This is a genomic window from Pseudomonas sp. Irchel 3A18 (genome assembly GCF_900187465.1).
GTDB classification, from domain to species: Bacteria; Pseudomonadota; Gammaproteobacteria; order Pseudomonadales; family Pseudomonadaceae; genus Aquipseudomonas; species Aquipseudomonas cichorii.
The window spans coordinates 503,742-519,878 of the sequence record NZ_FYDI01000001.1 but is presented as its reverse complement, the minus strand read 5'-3'; the positions used below and the strand labels follow the sequence as shown (position 1 = coordinate 519,878).

Below are 16,137 nucleotides of genomic sequence, written 5' to 3'. Positions count from 1 at the left end.
CCTCACACTTCATGGTTTGGGTTCTGGCGGCGGCACTACGCACGTTAGATTAAGACCCGGGATAATAAGCGAGACATACTGCTTCGCAGGCATTGGATTAGCCGGGACAGGCGCACCACCGCCCACGGGTGTTACGGTGTAAGTAACTTCCGCAAACCCTCTTCTGATCGGCAAGATATGATCAACGTAGGGTTCCACAAGAAACAGGAAACCATCGTCCACCTCTTCCTGCGTCAACGGCGGGTGAGTATGGGTAAATCGGGTCGCAGGAATGGCCGTGGTTCCATCATTCTCATAACCTTGCCATACCGCTATCACCACATCACCAACTTTAAGATCCGGATCCCCGGGAACTTCCACCCTGAAACCATACTTTGCAGTCGGATCGTTATAGTCTTCCGAGTACAGGGAAATGCATGAAAGCGTCGTGTTGCCGTTATCATCCTCGAAGACATCTGGAAAGGTGACAGGCTCGAAGCTGACTCTCAGGACATCTACATTGACTAGCGTATCAATGGAGTACTGGGGATTATTGCCGTCAGCACTGTTGATGCCGTAGTACATCGGCAATGCAGGATTATTGGCCTGGGCTTCAATGGCTACCCAGGGAATAGTGAAATTGATCGGATCCCCTGGCTTTTCACCTACCACAGTGAACTCATCCACCGGGAGTTCCTGAGTTCCCCAATACAGACTCAATACCTCAGTGGACAATGCAGGGTTATACAACGCCACGGTTGCAGTAATGTCCTTTCCATCGTCATTGGGGGTGAGGTGATCCTGCCCACCATCGGCCCCGGTCAGATGCACTTGGGCAAGTGTCGGATTAACGGGGTTGGGCTCATCCGGGTTTACCGGACCGATGACTGAAAAGTCGGCCTGGACTTCCACGGTCAAGGGGGCAGGCGGAAACATCAACGTACCCCGACTGACTTGATAGCTGGCCGTTACGGGCTTCTCGCCCGGCCCCAGATATTCCCCCTTCAGAGCCCCCCAGGGTACAGGGACTTCGACATCGCGAGGATCAGACCCAGGTGCCACAGCAAGCATGGAAGTTGCCCCCCATTTCACGTGAATAAGCGTATCTGCAGGATTATCGAACGCTGGAACAAGCACGGTGACCCCGAAATGTGCATCGGCAAGATCCACCAATGGCCCTAATGGAACCTGCGGGTCTTGCAAGTTCTCGGGCAGCGCGCCCAGTTGCACATCCACTTCAGCAGGTCGGGAAATGGAACTCACGTTTCCGGCCTTGTCTGTCAGCCAGTACACGGAGTACGTAGGGCCATTGATCTTGTCTTCGATGAAAGCTTTCGGGATCGGAATTTTCCGGTCCGCTGGAACCGCTATCGGGCCGAAAGCAGGGTTGGGGGCATCAGGATTCTCAGGCGTTGTCGGCCCCCAATACACCACAATCATGTCGCCCTCGGCATAATCCGGATAATCAGGTAGCGTACAGACAAATTCGGTCACGCCACCGGTAAACGTATCGTCAGTAATAACCTTTTCCGGAACCTCCAGCGCAACCGGGAATGCAAGCAAGGGGTCTGCATTATAATAAGGCGCAGTCCTGTCAATCGTAATCGTTAAAGGAATTGAAGAGTTGGTTACACCCTCGTTCGTTGAAACGGTGTACTCAATCCTGAACTCGCCCTCATGGGGCAGATTACCCTTGGCAATATTTTTTGGCAGTGGGAAGTCAGCAGCAACTAGCGGCCCCTGGAATCGCTGTTTATTGGAATAAACAGGTGGATCACTGCCAGCAACAAGATTTAACGTGATATCCACATAACCCACATCGGAAATATCATCATTCCAATAAGGAATCTGCACATCAAGATCAGCCGCCAATACCCGAACAGGGAGCAAGCCCTGTGGCAAACCAGGAAGAATATCCTTGACCAGAGCGGGCTCAAGCTTATCAACCTGCGAGATACCCCTCCCCTTTACCCTGGCGTGTGAACGCATATACTCACGGCGTTTCTCTACGCCTTCCGCAATTTTATCGGAGTTCGACATGTCACTCTCCTTGAGATTAATAAATGACCTATACCTATAAGCGAGCAGGAGCCTTTCGACAAAACGCCATAAAGCCTTTATCCTTGAACTCTCTACCCCGAACACCATTAAACGCCTCCCCTGACAAACTGGATACTGTCAGAACTGCCAGTGCTTACCCCCTCATTAAAAGCTTCGATTATTCGTTTAAACACAAAAAGGGAGGCTTTCGCCCCCCTCCGATTCTAAATAACAACTACCAGTTATAACGCAGCCCTATAGTGGCACCCCATGGCTGCTCAAGTTTCTTGCCATTGCTGTAGTCGAAATCGGCATGCAGTTGCAGCCGGTCCGACATCGAAACGGCAATACCGGCACCCAGTTCACCTCGCGCCCCGGAAAGATCATTATTGAAGTCGTTGCCATTGATCTTTACGCCATTGTCCTCAGAGAACTCATGCACGTATGCGGCACGGATATAAGGCTGGGCAATCCTGCCCTCGCCCAGATCGAAATCACGACCTGCCGTAGCACCCAGCTTGCCGACCAGTGACCGGGTATCATCACCTTCAGCCCGCATGCCATTGTCCAGAGCATAATCCTTGCCCTGAACCATCAAGCCTGCCAGTTGCGTGTAAGGCTCGACGAAATAGCCATCATCGAGTTTGATATGCTTGCCGAACTCGACGGAAGCACCCACACCACTGTTGTCGTAATCGCCCTTCGACTCAGAGCCATCGCTCAGGCTGACATCGGCTTCATTGCGAAAGCGGTTGAACTTGAGAACACCGTCAAAGTAGTAGCCGCTGTCCTGGTCGAGCCAGGTCGTATAAGCGCCGACATAGTAGCTGTTGACCTGCCCGCTGGTGCCGCGACCAAGGCTCAGGTCAGACTTGCTGTAACCACCCAGCAAACCGACCAGCCACTGCCCGTCACCCACTGGCAATGGAGCATCGGCACCAAAAGAGAGCCCTTGTTGTGTCTGCTGGTAGCCGACACCGGACGCGGCCTTGGCGTCAAACTTGTTGCCATAGGCACGAATCCAGCCGCCTGGCTGTCCGCCCTTGAAACGCAACTCACCCATACGGCTGCGCAGGGTGGACAACTCGCCATACCACACAGTAGGCGCCGTATTGAACAATGCCAGCACCGCGCCAGTGCCGGAACTGACCTTGCCGGTATTGACCAGATACCAGTCATTGCCGCCTTGCTGGCTGAGTTCATAGGTGTAGGTGCCCATATCTACCGGCCCGTTGAGCAACGAGAACTGCGCGTCACCACTGGCGGTATGCACCACATGCATGGAGGAGTCGGCAAGCGGATCGGAACCGGTTGCCCCCACCAGCAAGGAGTGATTGCCGGTTGCCGTACCGGTCACATCGAGAAAGTCGACTTTGCCCTGAGAGAAATCGGCATCCATGATAAAGGTGCCATTACCTGACAGATTGCCCACCGACAACCTGTAGAAAGCATCCGGCTCACCCATCTTGATGAAACCGCCATCCATTGCCAGGTTGCTGACCGTGGAGTCTTCAACCATCACCCACTTCGCGGCACTATTGATCGCCAGGCTGCTGAGGTTTTCAAGACGGCCTGTCAGAACGGAGTTATTGGAAAGTGCAACATTTGCAGTACTGCCCTCTTCAGCGATCACGTCGCCCGTGAGGCTGCTCTGATCCAGGCTCAAATCCAGCTTGCCCCTGTCAGTGAGCTGGACATTCCCTGTAAGCGCACTGCCTGATACATCCATTCTGGTCGTGGCACCATTCACTTCAAGAATGTTCCCGTTGCCCCCCACCAGAGTTGAGCCGTTTTTTAAAACGATAGTTGTCGAGTCAGAAGTACCGAAAGGCCTGGCTACAACGATTGCAGCTCCTGTCTGCCCGATGACATGACTGTTGTCGAGTTCAATGGAAGGATTACCGGGGCCTGCGGTGGGTCTGGCTTGAGTGACGCTGATACCCATCACCGTACCGGAAATAACCGTACCGCTATTGGCCTTCAAATCCCCGTTGTACATATGGATACCAATACCATTGGCACCCGTGCCACTTACCTGGCTCCCCGAGAGCGTCAGGCTGGAGCCCGGGTAAATATCAATGCCTGCCTCTGTTCCCTTCACGACAGAGCCAGTCATCGCGACACTGGAAGCCCCCAGGCGCATACCAAATTCTGTATTTGCCCCTCCGATATTGCCACCTTTGAAACTTGCCACACCACTGAGAAGAGAGACTGCAACACCGGAAAGATTACCCTCCGTCACATCCGTATCCGTAAAGTTCAATGTACCGCCGTGATACACATCTATATAAGTGGTTTGAGCGCCATTGGCGTTAAGCACACCTCCATCCCTGACTATCCAGTCAGTCGTAAGGTAAGAGCCATCTATGTACCTGGGACCTCCAATAACAGTCTCAGTCAAGGGGCCAACAACCGCCTCAGCCGAGACAGGCACATGATAGCCAGCCAGCATCAACGGAGTAATCCATAGCGTCCGCAGCATCCTGCCTGAAGGAGCATCCTTCGATGAATTATAAAAAAACATGACTTATTCCTTCGTTTCACAAAAGCGACAACGACAATACGTGCGTCATCAACAGCGCCGAAGAATAACAATACAAAACCTATAATCATGTAGGACCTTTCCTAGAGGAATGTAGCCTCATTCCTACTAACAAAAGATAAATAAACGATGAAGAGTCAATCAATTCACAATAAAAAAAGCAGGCTTATCCTTTTTAAGAATAACTGAATCATTTCATTAACATTCTCTTCCTAGATTCATACAAACTATTCAAATCAGCGATAAAGCACTTGCACATCACGACCAGGGACAATAGGGAACTCGTTGTAAATCTGCCTTTACAGTCCAATGATTATTTCCATCAAAATACTTCTTCAGAACAAAAATCCAGCCCGTTTCCCAAACAGAGTACTAGGAGATACTGGCACTTGAGCCTTAGAATCACCCACCCGATACTGCCGACCGATTTCTGCGAATGCCGACCTGCACCCTTTACCCCTTGCGCTATTCATCTGACCCTGCTGAATACTTCAAACGGGTCCGTCATGCACCGGGCGCCGTGTTGCTGGACAGTGGTCGTCCTGAGGCGGATCGCGGAAGGTTTGATCTGCTCAGCGCATGGCCGCTGGAGCATCTGGTTGTAGAGCCGGGTGAATCCGGTACGGCGTTTCTGCAACGGTTGCGCAACGGCCTTGAGCGTCTGGGCATTGCACAATTGCCCTCTGACAGCGAGCTGCCCTTTGCGGGTGGGTTGATTGGCTATCTGGGCTATGACTTCGGTCGTCGCCTTGAGCCGTTACCAACCCTGGCTATCGATGACCTGCAACTGCCGGATGCTCGCCTGGGCCTGTATGCCTGGGCGGTGATCAGTGATCATCAGGCAGGCACCACGCAACTGGTCTGCCACCCGGCACTGCCGCAAGCAGAATGTTTGCGGTTACTGGAACTGTTCGAGCAACCAGACGAACCGGCAACGAGCGGGTTCAGATTGACCGGCCCATTCCAGGCCGACCTCAGCGCGCTGGATTACCGCACGGCCATTACCCGTATTCAGGACTACATTCAGGCGGGCGATTGTTATCAGGTCAACTTTGCCCAGCGCTTTCAGACTCGTTGCGAAGGCGACTCATGGGCCGCGTACTGCGCTCTGCGCTCGGCGTGCCCAACGCCGTTTTCCGGCTATCAGTCATTACCCGACGGCGATGCCATCCTGAGCCTGTCGCCGGAGCGCTTCGTCAAAGTCAGCAATCGCGAAGTAGAAACCCGCCCGATCAAAGGCACCCGACCACGGGGTTGCGATGCATCGGAAGATGAGGCTTATGCGCAAGAACTGCTTTCCAGCCTCAAGGACCGCGCCGAAAACCTGATGATCGTTGATCTGTTGCGTAACGACCTGGGCCGCAGTTGCACTATCGGCTCGGTGAAAGTCCCGGAGTTGTTCAGCCTGGAAAGCTACCCGAATGTGCATCATCTGGTCAGCAGCGTGACCGGCGAACTGGCGGCAGACAAGGATGCCCTGGACCTGATCGCAGGCAGCTTCCCCGGCGGCTCGATTACCGGCGCCCCGAAAATCCGCGCCATGCAGATCATCGACGAACTTGAGCCCACACGCCGCGCCCTTTACTGCGGCTCGCTGATGTACATGGATGTACGCGGTGAAATGGACAGCTCCATCGCCATCCGCAGCCTGCTGGTGAAAGACGGCAGTATTTCCTGCTGGGGTGGTGGCGGAATCGTCGCGGACTCCGACTGCGAGTCGGAATATCAGGAGTCGTTTACCAAGGTGCGGGTGCTGCTCAAGACACTGGAGAACTTTATTCGCGACTGAAGCCGCTCCTACGGTATGTGTAAGAGCGAATTTATTCGCGAATGGATTTACAACGACAAATCCCGATTCGAGGCCTTGATGAATTCCTTTTTCAGGTCTTCAAAGGTATGCACCGCCGGGAACTGCGGGAATTCGCGAATGACGTTTTCCGGGGCATGGAACAGGATGCCTGCATCGGCCTCGCCCAGCATGGTGGTATCGTTGTAGGAGTCGCCAGCAGCGATGATGCGGTAGTACAGGCTCTTGAAAGCCAGTACCGACTGACGCTTCGGGTCCTTCTGACGCAACTGGTAGCTGACGACACGGTCCGTCTCGTCGGTGATCAGTCGATGGCACAACAAGGTCGGAAAACCCAGTTGGCGCATCAACGGTTGGGAGAACTCGTAGAAAGTATCCGACAGAATCACCACCTGGAAACGCTCGCGCAGCCAGTTGACGAACTCGACAGCGCCGTCCAGCGGCTTGAGGGTGCCGATCACTTCCTGAATATCCGACAGCTTCAGGCCATGCTCATCAAGAATGCGCAGCCGCTGCTTCATCAGCACGTCATAGTCAGGAATGTCCCGGGTGGTCGCCCGCAGCGATTCGATACCGGTTTTCTCGGCAAAGGCAATCCAGATTTCCGGGACCAGTACACCTTCCAGGTCGAGACAGGCAATTTCCACAGAACACTCCTCCAGGGATTTCGAGATCAAGCGAAGCGGCACTCTAGGGTCTGATGTCGTTTCAACGCAAGGCCACAGGCCGGTGGTTTTTGTTACCATTGCCGCCATCACGAGCGCTTAAGCGCCACTCTTGTACCTAGGAAGCCGCCTGATGAGCCAACCTTTCGACGTCGCTGAACTTGCCGCGACGTATGCCAACAAGTCTGCCCAGGACATTCTGAAACTGGCCTTCGCGCATTTCGGTGACGAGCTGTGGATTTCCTTCAGCGGTGCCGAGGATGTGGTGCTGGTGGACATGGCCTGGAAGCTGAACAAGAACGTCAAGGTATTCAGCCTGGATACCGGCCGCCTGCATCCCGAGACCTATCGTTTCATCGAGCAGGTCCGCGAGCAGTATGGTATCGCCATCGAACTGGTCTCTCCCGATCAGCAAAAGCTTGAGCCTTTCGTCAAGGAAAAGGGCCTGTTCAGTTTCTACAAGGATGGTCATGGCGAGTGCTGCGGTATTCGCAAGATCGAACCCCTGCGCCGCAAGCTGTCAGGCGTCAAGGCCTGGGCAACCGGCCAGCGTCGGGACCAGAGCCCTGGCACCCGTAGCGCGGTAGCCGTCCTGGAAGTGGACAGCGCCTTTTCGACACCCGAGCGCACACTGTACAAGTTCAACCCACTGGCACAGATGAGCAGCGAAGAAATCTGGGGCTATATCCGCATGCTGGAGCTGCCTTACAACAGCCTGCATGAGCGCGGTTTCATCAGCATTGGCTGCGAACCCTGCACACGTCCGGTATTACCGAACCAGCACGAACGCGAAGGCCGCTGGTGGTGGGAAGAAGCAACACAGAAAGAATGCGGGTTGCATGCCGGGAATCTGATCACCAAGGGTTGATGACCGTTTTTCGCGGATGAATCCGCTCCCGGCAGGAGCGAATTCATTCGCGATAGACATCAATGCACAGGCAGTTCCACACCTTCAAACAGCTCTTCAAGCTCCTGCTTGTTATGGCACTGAATCGCTTTGGCCATCACTTCGCGAGTCAGGTGCGGAGCAAACTTCTCGATAAAGTCGCACATGAAGCCACGCAGGAACGTCCCACGACGGAAAGCAATCTTGGTGATGCTGGACTCGAACAGGTCGCTGGCATCAAGGATGACCAGGTCGCTGTCCAGTTCTTCATCTACTGCCATCCTGGCAACGATGCCTACCCCCAGATTCAGGCGCACATACGTCTTGATCACGTCCGCATCCGCAGCAGTGAAGACGACCTTGGGCACCAGCCCCCGATGGCTGAATGCTTCATCAAGCTTGGAGCGTCCCGTGAACCCGAATACATACGTCACGATCGGGTATTCGGCCAACAATTCCAGCGTCAGCTTGGGCACCTTGGTCAGGGGATGGCCCTGAGGCACCACTACACAGCGGTTCCAGCGATAGCACGGCATCATGACCAGGTCACCGAACTGCTCGAGTGCTTCGGTGGCGATGGCGAAGTCCACGGTCCCGTCAGCCGCCATTTCTCCGATCTGTACGGGTGAACCCTGATGCATGTGCAATGCAACGTCCGGGTATTGCCTGATGAAATTACTGATTACAGGCGGCAAGGCATAGCGCGCCTGGGTGTGGGTGGTTGCAATCGACAAGGTGCCCTTTTTCTCGTTGGAGAATTCCTGGGCGATTTGCTTGATACTTTCGACCTTGCGCAAGATCTCGCCGGCGGTGGTGATAATACGCTCACCGGCTGGCGTGACTCGCGTCAGGTGCTTGCCGCTGCGGGCAAAAACTTCGACCCCAAGCTCGTCTTCAAGCAAGCGTATCTGCTTGCTGATGCCGGGCTGCGAGGTATAAAGGCTCTGTGCCGTCGCGGAAACGTTGAGGTCGTGGTGCGCCACTTCCCAAATGTAGCGCAATTGTTGAAGCTTCATATGTATCCCTCAAAGCAGATAAACCCTAGGGGTATCAGCGACGGTATATAACTGGATTAATGGTCGAGTAGAGAACGCTAGAACTTTTTATCACCTTTGAGAGGTAATCGCACGCTCGATTTCACTTAAACCATCATTTACACCATCACTCCTGCCCCCGTCCTCTGTTCTGCATCATGGGCACCATGTAAACAGGTACAGCAGAAAGCTGTAAAACCCTGGCGGCCGTACGACCTATCGACGCGCCCTCTCTCGCCATATGGCTATGACTACCTAGCACCAGCAAGTCCACTGCCAGCTCGCGTGTCTGTTCAAGGATCATATTGCAAGGTTCCCCCTGGACAACCCTCACTGCGCGGATGAAAGACAGGTCTTTATGCCCTTCACCTAGTTCTTCACGAAACCCGTCGAGCATCCGTTGCTCTATTCCATCCATGAATGTTCTCACGCCCTTGCCGTGGAGATCCTTCAGCTCATCCTCGCCCAGATAACTCTGCAGCACCGATTCGGCGAACAGCCCCATGGGTTCGACAACATGGATGACATAAAGACCGGCATTGAAAGTTCGAGCCATCGCCAGCGCATGCTGCACTACATAGGGCGCATACAGACCGAGGTCTGTGGCACACAGGATCGAACGAATCATATAACCTCCCAAACAACTGGAATGGCGGAGATTGATTCAGCTTAGCAGCGCACCAAAGACTACGAAGGCGGCTTATTGCGTCTTGTACCTTCAGAGCTTGACTTCATTGCTGATGCCGTGCGGGACATGGCCGGTAGCTACAACCTCACGGGCCTTCTCGCAGTGTCCGGGCTGATCATCGAAGAACACGTCTGCAGCGAACGCCTCAAGAAAGGCAGACTTCTGCAAACCGCCCAGAAACAGCGACTCATCAAGCCGGATGTCCCACTCGCGCAAGGTGCGAATCACTCGCTCATGGGCGGGCGCAGAACGGGCAGTGACCAGGGCCGTGCGAATCGGGCAGCTTTCTTCGGGAAACTCCCGCTGCAACAGGTTGAGGGCCGCCAGAAACGGCTTGAAAGGTCCACCTCGCAGAGGTTCACGGGCCGATTCGCGTTCACTGGCCTGAAAGGCAGCCAGCCCGCCGGTCTGGTAGATGCGCTCGGATTCGTCGGAAAACAGCACCGCATCACCGTCAAACGCGATTCGCAACTCGGCACTGGCCGCCCGACGTGCGCCCCCCGAGAGGATGGTTGCTGCGGCAAATCCGGCGTCCAGAGCGCTGCGCACGTCTTCGGCATGGGTGGAAAGAAACAGGTGGCAGCCAAACGCCGCCAGATAAGGATAAGGACTGCGCCCGCCGACAAACGCCGCACGGGTGATGTCCAGCCCGTAATGCTGGATGGAATTGAAAACCCGCAACCCGGTGTCGGCACTGTTGCGCGAAACCAGGATGACTTCGACCCGCGCCTTGCTGAGGCTGGCGTTGAGGCTCAGCAGCTTCTCCACCAGCAGATAGGCGTCGCCCGGTTCCAGAACCTCGTCTTCATGGTCGATCTGATACTGGCGATAGGCTTCAACCCCATCCGCCATATACACCGCATGGCTTTCGCGCAGATCGAACAATGCCCGCGACGAAATCGCCAGCACCAGTTTTTGCTCATCACGCTCTGCCATGATCGCCTCCTCGCTTGACCACTATTTATTGCGCCGCTCAATGAACGCCAGAGCCTGATAAAGCACCCGGACCCGCGCCATGTCATAGCCTGCGGCCAGCGCTGCAGCCAGTGGCCTGGCGTAGATGGCTTCCAGCTCCAGCGGCCGCCCTTCGATGAAGTCGTGGTGCATGCTGGGTTTGTAATCGGGCATCTTGCCGGTTATCTCGAACAGGTGATGAGCATACCCTTCAGGCAGGATATAGCCACACGCCTCGGCGCCCTGCACCACTTCATCCATCAATCCCTTGATCAGCTCACGACTGCAAGGGTCGACCATCAGCGGCGTGGTGCTGGTCTGCAACAGCGCGGACAACCCGTTATAGGGCACATTCCACACCAGTTTCTGCCAGCGCGCCTGCTGCAGGTCCGCCATCGCATGGGATTCGACGCCTGCCACCTGGAACAGGGTCGAGCATTCTTCGATGGCAGCCTGACGACTTTCCTGATCGCCAGCCGGGCCGCTGTGATAGCCGATACTCACGGCGCCAAAAGCCTGATGAGCCACAACGCCGGGCTCGACACGGTGTACGCAAATGAAACACAAACCGCCCAGAAGATGCAGGCTATCGGGCAACAGGAGCCGCAACTGATCTTCGACTCCCAGGCCATTCTGCAAGAGCAGGACTTTTGCTCCCGGCGCAGCAGCACGTGCAATGACAGGTGCCAGTCCGGCATTGCCGGTGCTTTTGGTACCTACCAGCAACACGTCACAAGGCGGCATATCGGCAACGGAGCAATAGGCCTGAACTGAATCGAGCTTCAGGTTGCCATGCACGGCACTGTTCACCTGCAGGCCATGAGTAACCACTGCATTGAATTCACTGCGCAACAGGAAGTGCACGTCAAAACCGGCACGCGCCAGCATCAGCCCATAAAAACCACCGATAGCACCGGTACCGATAATACCGATCCTCGGTTTGCTCGTATCACGGGTCATCATCTTCCCTCTCAAGATCGTCTGCCTCATGGCAATTCTGGTTGTCCGCACACACTATCCGACGCATGCAGCCAGGTTGCAAATTCGCCGCGGAACCGGGCGGCTATCCTTGCTTGAGGTACTGCATTTATTACAGCACGGACAGCTCAAAGCCACGTTTACCCATTGTCGAGGGACGGGGTAACGCGCTAAGGTTCGGCTCCCCGATACGCTCAACCATGCTGGACACCGTCGCAAGAAACACAGCAGGCGGCCAGCACCCGTGACCTGATGAGTAACACGATGGCTGATTTACCGATTGACGACCTCAACGTTGCATCCAACGAGACTCTGATCACGCCGGATCAACTCAAGCGCGATATCCCTCTTACCGGCACTGCCCTGCACACGGTAAGCCAGGGCCGCGAAGTGATCCGCAACATTCTCGACGGCAAGGATCATCGCCTGTTCATCGTGATCGGGCCATGCTCGATCCACGACCTGAAGGCAGCAAAGGAATACGCCGAACGTCTCAAGACCCTGGCAGCCGAACTGTCGGACACCCTGTACCTGGTCATGCGCGTGTACTTCGAGAAGCCACGCACCACGGTCGGCTGGAAAGGCCTGATCAACGACCCGTACCTGGATGACTCCTTCAAGATCCAGGATGGCCTGCACATTGGTCGCCAGTTGCTGCTGGATCTCGCGGAAATGGGCCTGCCGACCGCTACCGAAGCGCTGGACCCGATCTCCCCGCAATACCTGCAGGATCTGATCAGTTGGTCGGCCATCGGCGCGCGCACCACCGAATCCCAGACACACCGTGAAATGGCTTCCGGCCTGTCCTCGGCCGTAGGCTTCAAGAACGGCACCGATGGCGGCCTGACCGTTGCCATCAACGCCCTGCAATCGGTTTCCAGCCCGCACCGCTTCCTGGGTATCAACCAGGAAGGTGGCGTGTCCATCGTGACCACCAAGGGCAATGCCTACGGCCACGTGGTACTGCGCGGCGGCAACGGCAAGCCGAACTATGATTCGGTCAGCGTCGCGCTCTGCGAACAGGCCCTGAACAAGGCCGGTATCCGCCCGAACATCATGGTCGACTGCAGCCATGCCAACTCCAACAAGGACCCTGCCCTGCAGCCACTGGTCATGGAGAACGTCGCCAACCAGATCCTGGAAGGCAACGAGTCGATCATCGGCCTGATGGTTGAGAGCCACCTGAACTGGGGTTGTCAGGCCATTCCCAAAGACCTGTCGGAACTGCAATACGGCGTATCGATCACCGATGCCTGTATCGACTGGGAAAGCACCGAAAAAACCCTGCGCAGCATGCACGCCAAACTCAAGGACGTGTTGCCTAAACGCAACCGGGGTTGATGGCTGTACTGCAATGAAAAACGCCGGGCATATGCCCGGCGTTTTTCATGGTGCGCTGTGCCCTCAGATCTTGGCAGCCTGACGGTGATGGCGCTCCATGTAGCGCTCCACATAGGAGCAGGACGGGATCACGGTATATCCCATGCTGTCGGCATAGTTGAGCGCCTGTTCGGTCAGGGCTGCGGCAATCCCCCTGCCACGAAGCTCGTCCGGGACGAAGGTCCGGTAGAAATCCAGTGTCTGTTTCCCCAGGTCCATGTAGGTCAGGTAGGCACGGTGGCCGTCAATATTGACTTCAAATTGATGACCGGTCTTATCATGGTGGATGGACAACGCCTCGCTCATCACTACTCCTCGCGGGTCTTGGAATTGACCCCTACCTTACCGATGTTTTTCCGGCGAAGGAATATCTACGCCACCCCGTGCCTGCCTGGACACCGAGAAGAGAATTGCGATCTTCAGCAAACAGCACCTTCAGATAGTAGGCACCCTTGTAGAAAATGCTCAAGCATATCGATCATAAAAAAGCATGTTCGACCTGCTATTTACAGGCCTGGTTGAACCAGTCCTTGCCGGATGCTGTCGATTGAGACGTCCATGAACATTGAAAGTCACCGCAGTCCTTTTCAGATGACCTGCCCTTCGGGAGCAAGGTGCTGCATTGGACACGAAATGGCCGATATGAAGCCGCAGCACCCGGATTCCGGGGCATGACCGTACGTGTCTTCTCGAACCATGCGGTCGTCAGACGCACTGTCACAAGATGACACGGCAAAGTGGATAGTTTTTATACAATTTGCTTGAGAAGTAGTGCGGAACACTTTCAAAGCCAAGATTTTTATCCCTTCTTGCGCTTCGTCAGTTTACTTACTACAAACAATGGGTACTATGTACGCCGGTCATTTTCTCACTTTCGAGAGATGACTAATTTAAAGAAAAGTCCTTAAGGGGAACACGATGAACAACGTTCTGAAATTCTCTGCTCTGGCTCTGGCCGCAGTTCTGGCCACCGGTTGCAGCAGCGTCTCCAAAGAAACCGAAGCTCGTCTGACAGCTACCGAAGACGCAGCAGCTCGTTCGCAAGCACGTGCCGACGAAGCCTATCGCAAGGCTGACGAAGCTCTGGCTGCTGCTCAAAAAGCTCAGCAAACTGCTGACGAAGCCAACGAGCGCGCTCTGCGCATGTTGGACAAGGCAAGCCGCAAGTAATAATCCCTCGGGGTTATTGAAAAGGCCGACCCGTTCGCACGGGTCGGCCTTTTTATTGCCTGCGATTCAGTGCGCAGGCCCTGGCCAGCCCGCTCAGGCTGACCATGACTCAAGACAGCTTATTGAAAGATCACAGGCGCTTCGGAGGCCGCAGGCGCAGTGCCCGGAACCGCGATTTCCACCGGCATGCCATCTTCGGCAGCCACCACATCACGCACCAGATCCCAGTTCATGCGCAGGTTGTTGGCCAGATCCTCACGCTTGAGCAAGGCATTGATGACACCAGTGTGCTTGTCGACCACCGACGGATTGCCCTGATCGTCCAGCGGGGTATGAGCTTCCAGATACACCTTGCCGCCGCTGATACCGAACTTGTACGGCTCGCTGATGATGCGCACGGTTGTGCCAACCGGCGCCATGTCTGCCAGTTCCAGCACGTTGTTGTTGTACATGCGGAAGCAGCCATGGCTGGTGCGCATGCCGATGCCGAACTTCTTGTTGGAACCATGAATCAGGTAACCGGACATGCCCAGTCCGAACTTGAACGGACCCAGCGGGTTATCGGGACCGGCAGGAACGACGCTGGGCAGGATGTCGCCATCAGCGGCATGCTCGGCGCGGATCGACGCTGGCGGTGTCCAGGTAGGGTTCGGGGTCTTGGCGATCACCTTGGTCACGCCAATCGGCGAACCCCAGCCTTCGCGCCCCACACCCAGAGGATAGGTGTGCACCACGTTCTGGCCTTTGGGGTAGTAGTACATCCGGTATTCGGCCAGATTGATGACGATACCTTCACGCGGACCCGGCGGCAGAATGAAGCGGGTCGGCAACACGATATCGGTACCGGCACCCGGCAACCACGGATCGACGCCAGGGTTGGCCGCGATCATCTCCAGATAGCCCAGGTCGTACTTGGTGCCGATGTCGGCAAAGGTATCTTCGTAACGGGCCTTGATCACCTGAACCTGCCCGATGATGTCCTCTCCAGGCGCAGGCAATGGAAACTCCAGTGCATTGACAGAGCAGGCCACAAAAAGAGCGGCAAGCGACAGACAGCGGGTAACGGCTGGAATGCGCGACAACATCCGGGAAGATCCTTCGGCTAAACGGCAAATGGGGGAAATTGATGAAGTGTACACCGGCGCTTACAGAACCGGGAGACGGGCTCTGAAGAGAGACAGCTAGAGTTCAGGCCAGATCGGGTGCATACCGCGCCGCTGAGCGTCGAGAATGGCCTTGCACAGCGGGCACAGCCGCTCATCGATCAAGGCTTGCTGCTCGACCCCCGACCAGCGTGGCTGCGCCGGGAGCAAGGTACCGCACAAGGTACGATCAATCGGGCCACCCAGTTCCAGTTGCCGTGCGATCAGATGCACCCTGGCTTCCTGGCACGCGAACAGATCGAGCTGCTCATCGGGCTCGATCATTTGATAGGCATATAGGGACCAGGCGGGACGCGGCATGGGGGGCTCCAGATAGGGGGCGCCACATTAGCCGAAAGACACCGCCCAGAAAAGCCTCAAAGCAGCGGTTTCAGGCTTGGCCAGACATTTTCCAGCAACTTGCCCTGAGCACTCGGTGCCGGGTGCAGACCATCGTCTTGCATCAGCCCCGGAACGCCCGCCACACCCTCGAGGAAAAAGGGCATCAGAGGGACTTTTTTCTCTTCGGCAAGGGTGCTGTAGACGTCCTCGAAGGCCTTGGTGTAGCGCGGGCCATAGTTGGGTGGAATCCGCATACCCAATAAAAGCACCTTGGCACCCGCTTCGCGAGAGCGATCTATCATTGATGCAAGATTTTGTTGCTTCTTGGCGTCCTCACTGCAAGCTGAAGGGTCCCTTTGGCTTACGCTCGGGCAATCATAAAACATTGATCCTCCGGACCTACGGTTCTGCAACCCCAGTACGGAAGCTCGCTGAGGAATTGACCAAAGTGCTCAAATCTTCGTATCAGGGGTGAGCCTGCCAGATGCTGATAGATGCACCGTTCTTTCCAGAATATCTTCTCAGCTTGT

Annotated in this window: 14 protein-coding genes and 1 pseudogene; 4 read left to right on the top strand and 11 right to left on the bottom strand. The window is 55.5% G+C overall.

Annotation, left to right across the window (positions count from 1 at the left end):
• Positions 1-9: 9 nt before the first annotated feature.
• Positions 10-2,019: a hypothetical protein gene (locus CKW23_RS02215; protein WP_143008706.1), complete on the bottom strand. Its 2,010-nt coding sequence runs from the start codon at positions 2,017-2,019 to the stop codon at positions 10-12.
• 235 nt (positions 2,020-2,254) lie between these two features.
• The gene (locus tag CKW23_RS02210) at positions 2,255-4,162 is read right to left on the bottom strand and encodes an autotransporter outer membrane beta-barrel domain-containing protein (RefSeq protein WP_236249361.1); all 1,908 of its coding nucleotides are present in this window, start codon (positions 4,160-4,162) and stop codon (positions 2,255-2,257) included.
• A gap of 835 nt (positions 4,163-4,997) precedes the next feature.
• Here CKW23_RS02210 and pabB point away from each other — a divergent pair.
• On the top strand, positions 4,998-6,350 hold the full coding sequence (gene pabB, locus CKW23_RS02205) for an aminodeoxychorismate synthase component I (protein ID WP_025260573.1): 1,353 nt from the start codon (positions 4,998-5,000) through the stop codon (positions 6,348-6,350).
• A 47-nt stretch (positions 6,351-6,397) separates the two neighbouring features.
• Here the strand turns inward: pabB and thrH are convergent, their stop codons facing one another.
• Entirely contained in the window at positions 6,398-7,015 is a 618-nt protein-coding gene (thrH, locus tag CKW23_RS02200) for a bifunctional phosphoserine phosphatase/homoserine phosphotransferase ThrH (protein ID WP_025260574.1), read from the bottom strand.
• A 151-nt stretch (positions 7,016-7,166) separates the two neighbouring features.
• Here thrH and CKW23_RS02195 point away from each other — a divergent pair, with 151 nt between their 5' ends.
• Entirely contained in the window at positions 7,167-7,901 is a 735-nt protein-coding gene (locus tag CKW23_RS02195) for a phosphoadenylyl-sulfate reductase (RefSeq protein ID WP_025260575.1), read from the top strand.
• A gap of 59 nt (positions 7,902-7,960) precedes the next feature.
• On the opposite strand, the gene cysB is transcribed toward CKW23_RS02195, so the two are convergent.
• The 4 genes from cysB to CKW23_RS02175 form a co-directional block, all read right to left on the bottom strand.
• Positions 7,961-8,935: an HTH-type transcriptional regulator CysB gene (gene cysB / locus CKW23_RS02190; protein ID WP_025260576.1), complete on the bottom strand. Its 975-nt coding sequence runs from the start codon at positions 8,933-8,935 to the stop codon at positions 7,961-7,963.
• A 145-nt stretch (positions 8,936-9,080) separates the two neighbouring features.
• Positions 9,081-9,581, bottom strand: a complete 501-nt coding sequence (locus CKW23_RS02185; protein WP_025260577.1) for a universal stress protein — start codon at positions 9,579-9,581, stop codon at positions 9,081-9,083.
• A 90-nt stretch (positions 9,582-9,671) separates the two neighbouring features.
• Entirely contained in the window at positions 9,672-10,577 is a 906-nt protein-coding gene (locus CKW23_RS02180) for a 5'-nucleotidase (protein WP_025260578.1), read from the bottom strand.
• Positions 10,578-10,598: 21 nt separating this feature from the next.
• On the bottom strand, positions 10,599-11,555 hold the full coding sequence (locus CKW23_RS02175; RefSeq protein ID WP_025260579.1) for a putative 2-dehydropantoate 2-reductase: 957 nt from the start codon (positions 11,553-11,555) through the stop codon (positions 10,599-10,601).
• A gap of 282 nt (positions 11,556-11,837) precedes the next feature.
• Between CKW23_RS02175 and CKW23_RS02170 the strand changes: the two genes are divergently transcribed.
• Positions 11,838-12,914 carry a 3-deoxy-7-phosphoheptulonate synthase gene (locus tag CKW23_RS02170; protein WP_025260580.1) on the top strand — a complete coding sequence of 359 codons (1,077 nt, stop codon included), beginning with the start codon at positions 11,838-11,840 and terminating at the stop codon, positions 12,912-12,914.
• 63 nt (positions 12,915-12,977) lie between these two features.
• Here the strand turns inward: CKW23_RS02170 and CKW23_RS02165 are convergent, their stop codons facing one another.
• On the bottom strand, positions 12,978-13,259 hold the full coding sequence (locus CKW23_RS02165; protein WP_025260581.1) for a GNAT family N-acetyltransferase: 282 nt from the start codon (positions 13,257-13,259) through the stop codon (positions 12,978-12,980).
• Positions 13,260-13,871: 612 nt separating this feature from the next.
• On the opposite strand from CKW23_RS02165, the gene oprI reads away from it, so the two are divergent.
• Positions 13,872-14,123 carry an outer membrane lipoprotei OprI gene (oprI, locus tag CKW23_RS02160; protein ID WP_002553018.1) on the top strand — a complete coding sequence of 84 codons (252 nt, stop codon included), beginning with the start codon at positions 13,872-13,874 and terminating at the stop codon, positions 14,121-14,123.
• Between the two features lie 119 nt (positions 14,124-14,242).
• On the opposite strand, the gene CKW23_RS02155 is transcribed toward oprI, so the two are convergent.
• From CKW23_RS02155 to CKW23_RS02145, 3 genes and pseudogenes are all read right to left on the bottom strand, one after another.
• Entirely contained in the window at positions 14,243-15,208 is a 966-nt protein-coding gene (locus CKW23_RS02155) for a L,D-transpeptidase family protein (protein ID WP_095066950.1), read from the bottom strand.
• Positions 15,209-15,304: 96 nt separating this feature from the next.
• On the bottom strand, positions 15,305-15,586 hold the full coding sequence (locus CKW23_RS02150; RefSeq protein WP_095066949.1) for a hypothetical protein: 282 nt from the start codon (positions 15,584-15,586) through the stop codon (positions 15,305-15,307).
• Positions 15,587-15,642: 56 nt separating this feature from the next.
• Positions 15,643-15,942, bottom strand: a pseudogene (locus CKW23_RS02145) (arylesterase); the annotation flags it as partial.
• Positions 15,943-16,137: the final 195 nt, after the last annotated feature.

Excerpts from the sequence above, each read along its gene's own strand:
- CKW23_RS02215 (WP_143008706.1), bottom strand. The coding sequence starts at position 2,019 with ATGTCGAACTCCGATAAAATTGCGGAAGGCGTAGAGAAACGCCGTGAG.
- CKW23_RS02210 (WP_236249361.1), bottom strand. The coding sequence starts at position 4,162 with ATGCGCCTGGGGGCTTCCAGTGTCGCGATGACTGGCTCTGTCGTGAAG.
- pabB (WP_025260573.1), top strand. The coding sequence starts at position 4,998 with ATGCCGACCTGCACCCTTTACCCCTTGCGCTATTCATCTGACCCTGCT.
- CKW23_RS02195 (WP_025260575.1), top strand. The coding sequence starts at position 7,167 with ATGAGCCAACCTTTCGACGTCGCTGAACTTGCCGCGACGTATGCCAAC.
- cysB (WP_025260576.1), bottom strand. The coding sequence starts at position 8,935 with ATGAAGCTTCAACAATTGCGCTACATTTGGGAAGTGGCGCACCACGAC.
- CKW23_RS02185 (WP_025260577.1), bottom strand. The coding sequence starts at position 9,581 with ATGATTCGTTCGATCCTGTGTGCCACAGACCTCGGTCTGTATGCGCCC.
- CKW23_RS02180 (WP_025260578.1), bottom strand. The coding sequence starts at position 10,577 with ATGGCAGAGCGTGATGAGCAAAAACTGGTGCTGGCGATTTCGTCGCGG.
- CKW23_RS02175 (WP_025260579.1), bottom strand. The coding sequence starts at position 11,555 with ATGACCCGTGATACGAGCAAACCGAGGATCGGTATTATCGGTACCGGT.
- CKW23_RS02170 (WP_025260580.1), top strand. The coding sequence starts at position 11,838 with ATGGCTGATTTACCGATTGACGACCTCAACGTTGCATCCAACGAGACT.
- CKW23_RS02165 (WP_025260581.1), bottom strand. The coding sequence starts at position 13,259 with ATGAGCGAGGCGTTGTCCATCCACCATGATAAGACCGGTCATCAATTT.
- oprI (WP_002553018.1), top strand. The coding sequence starts at position 13,872 with ATGAACAACGTTCTGAAATTCTCTGCTCTGGCTCTGGCCGCAGTTCTG.
- CKW23_RS02155 (WP_095066950.1), bottom strand. The coding sequence starts at position 15,208 with ATGTTGTCGCGCATTCCAGCCGTTACCCGCTGTCTGTCGCTTGCCGCT.
- CKW23_RS02150 (WP_095066949.1), bottom strand. The coding sequence starts at position 15,586 with ATGCCGCGTCCCGCCTGGTCCCTATATGCCTATCAAATGATCGAGCCC.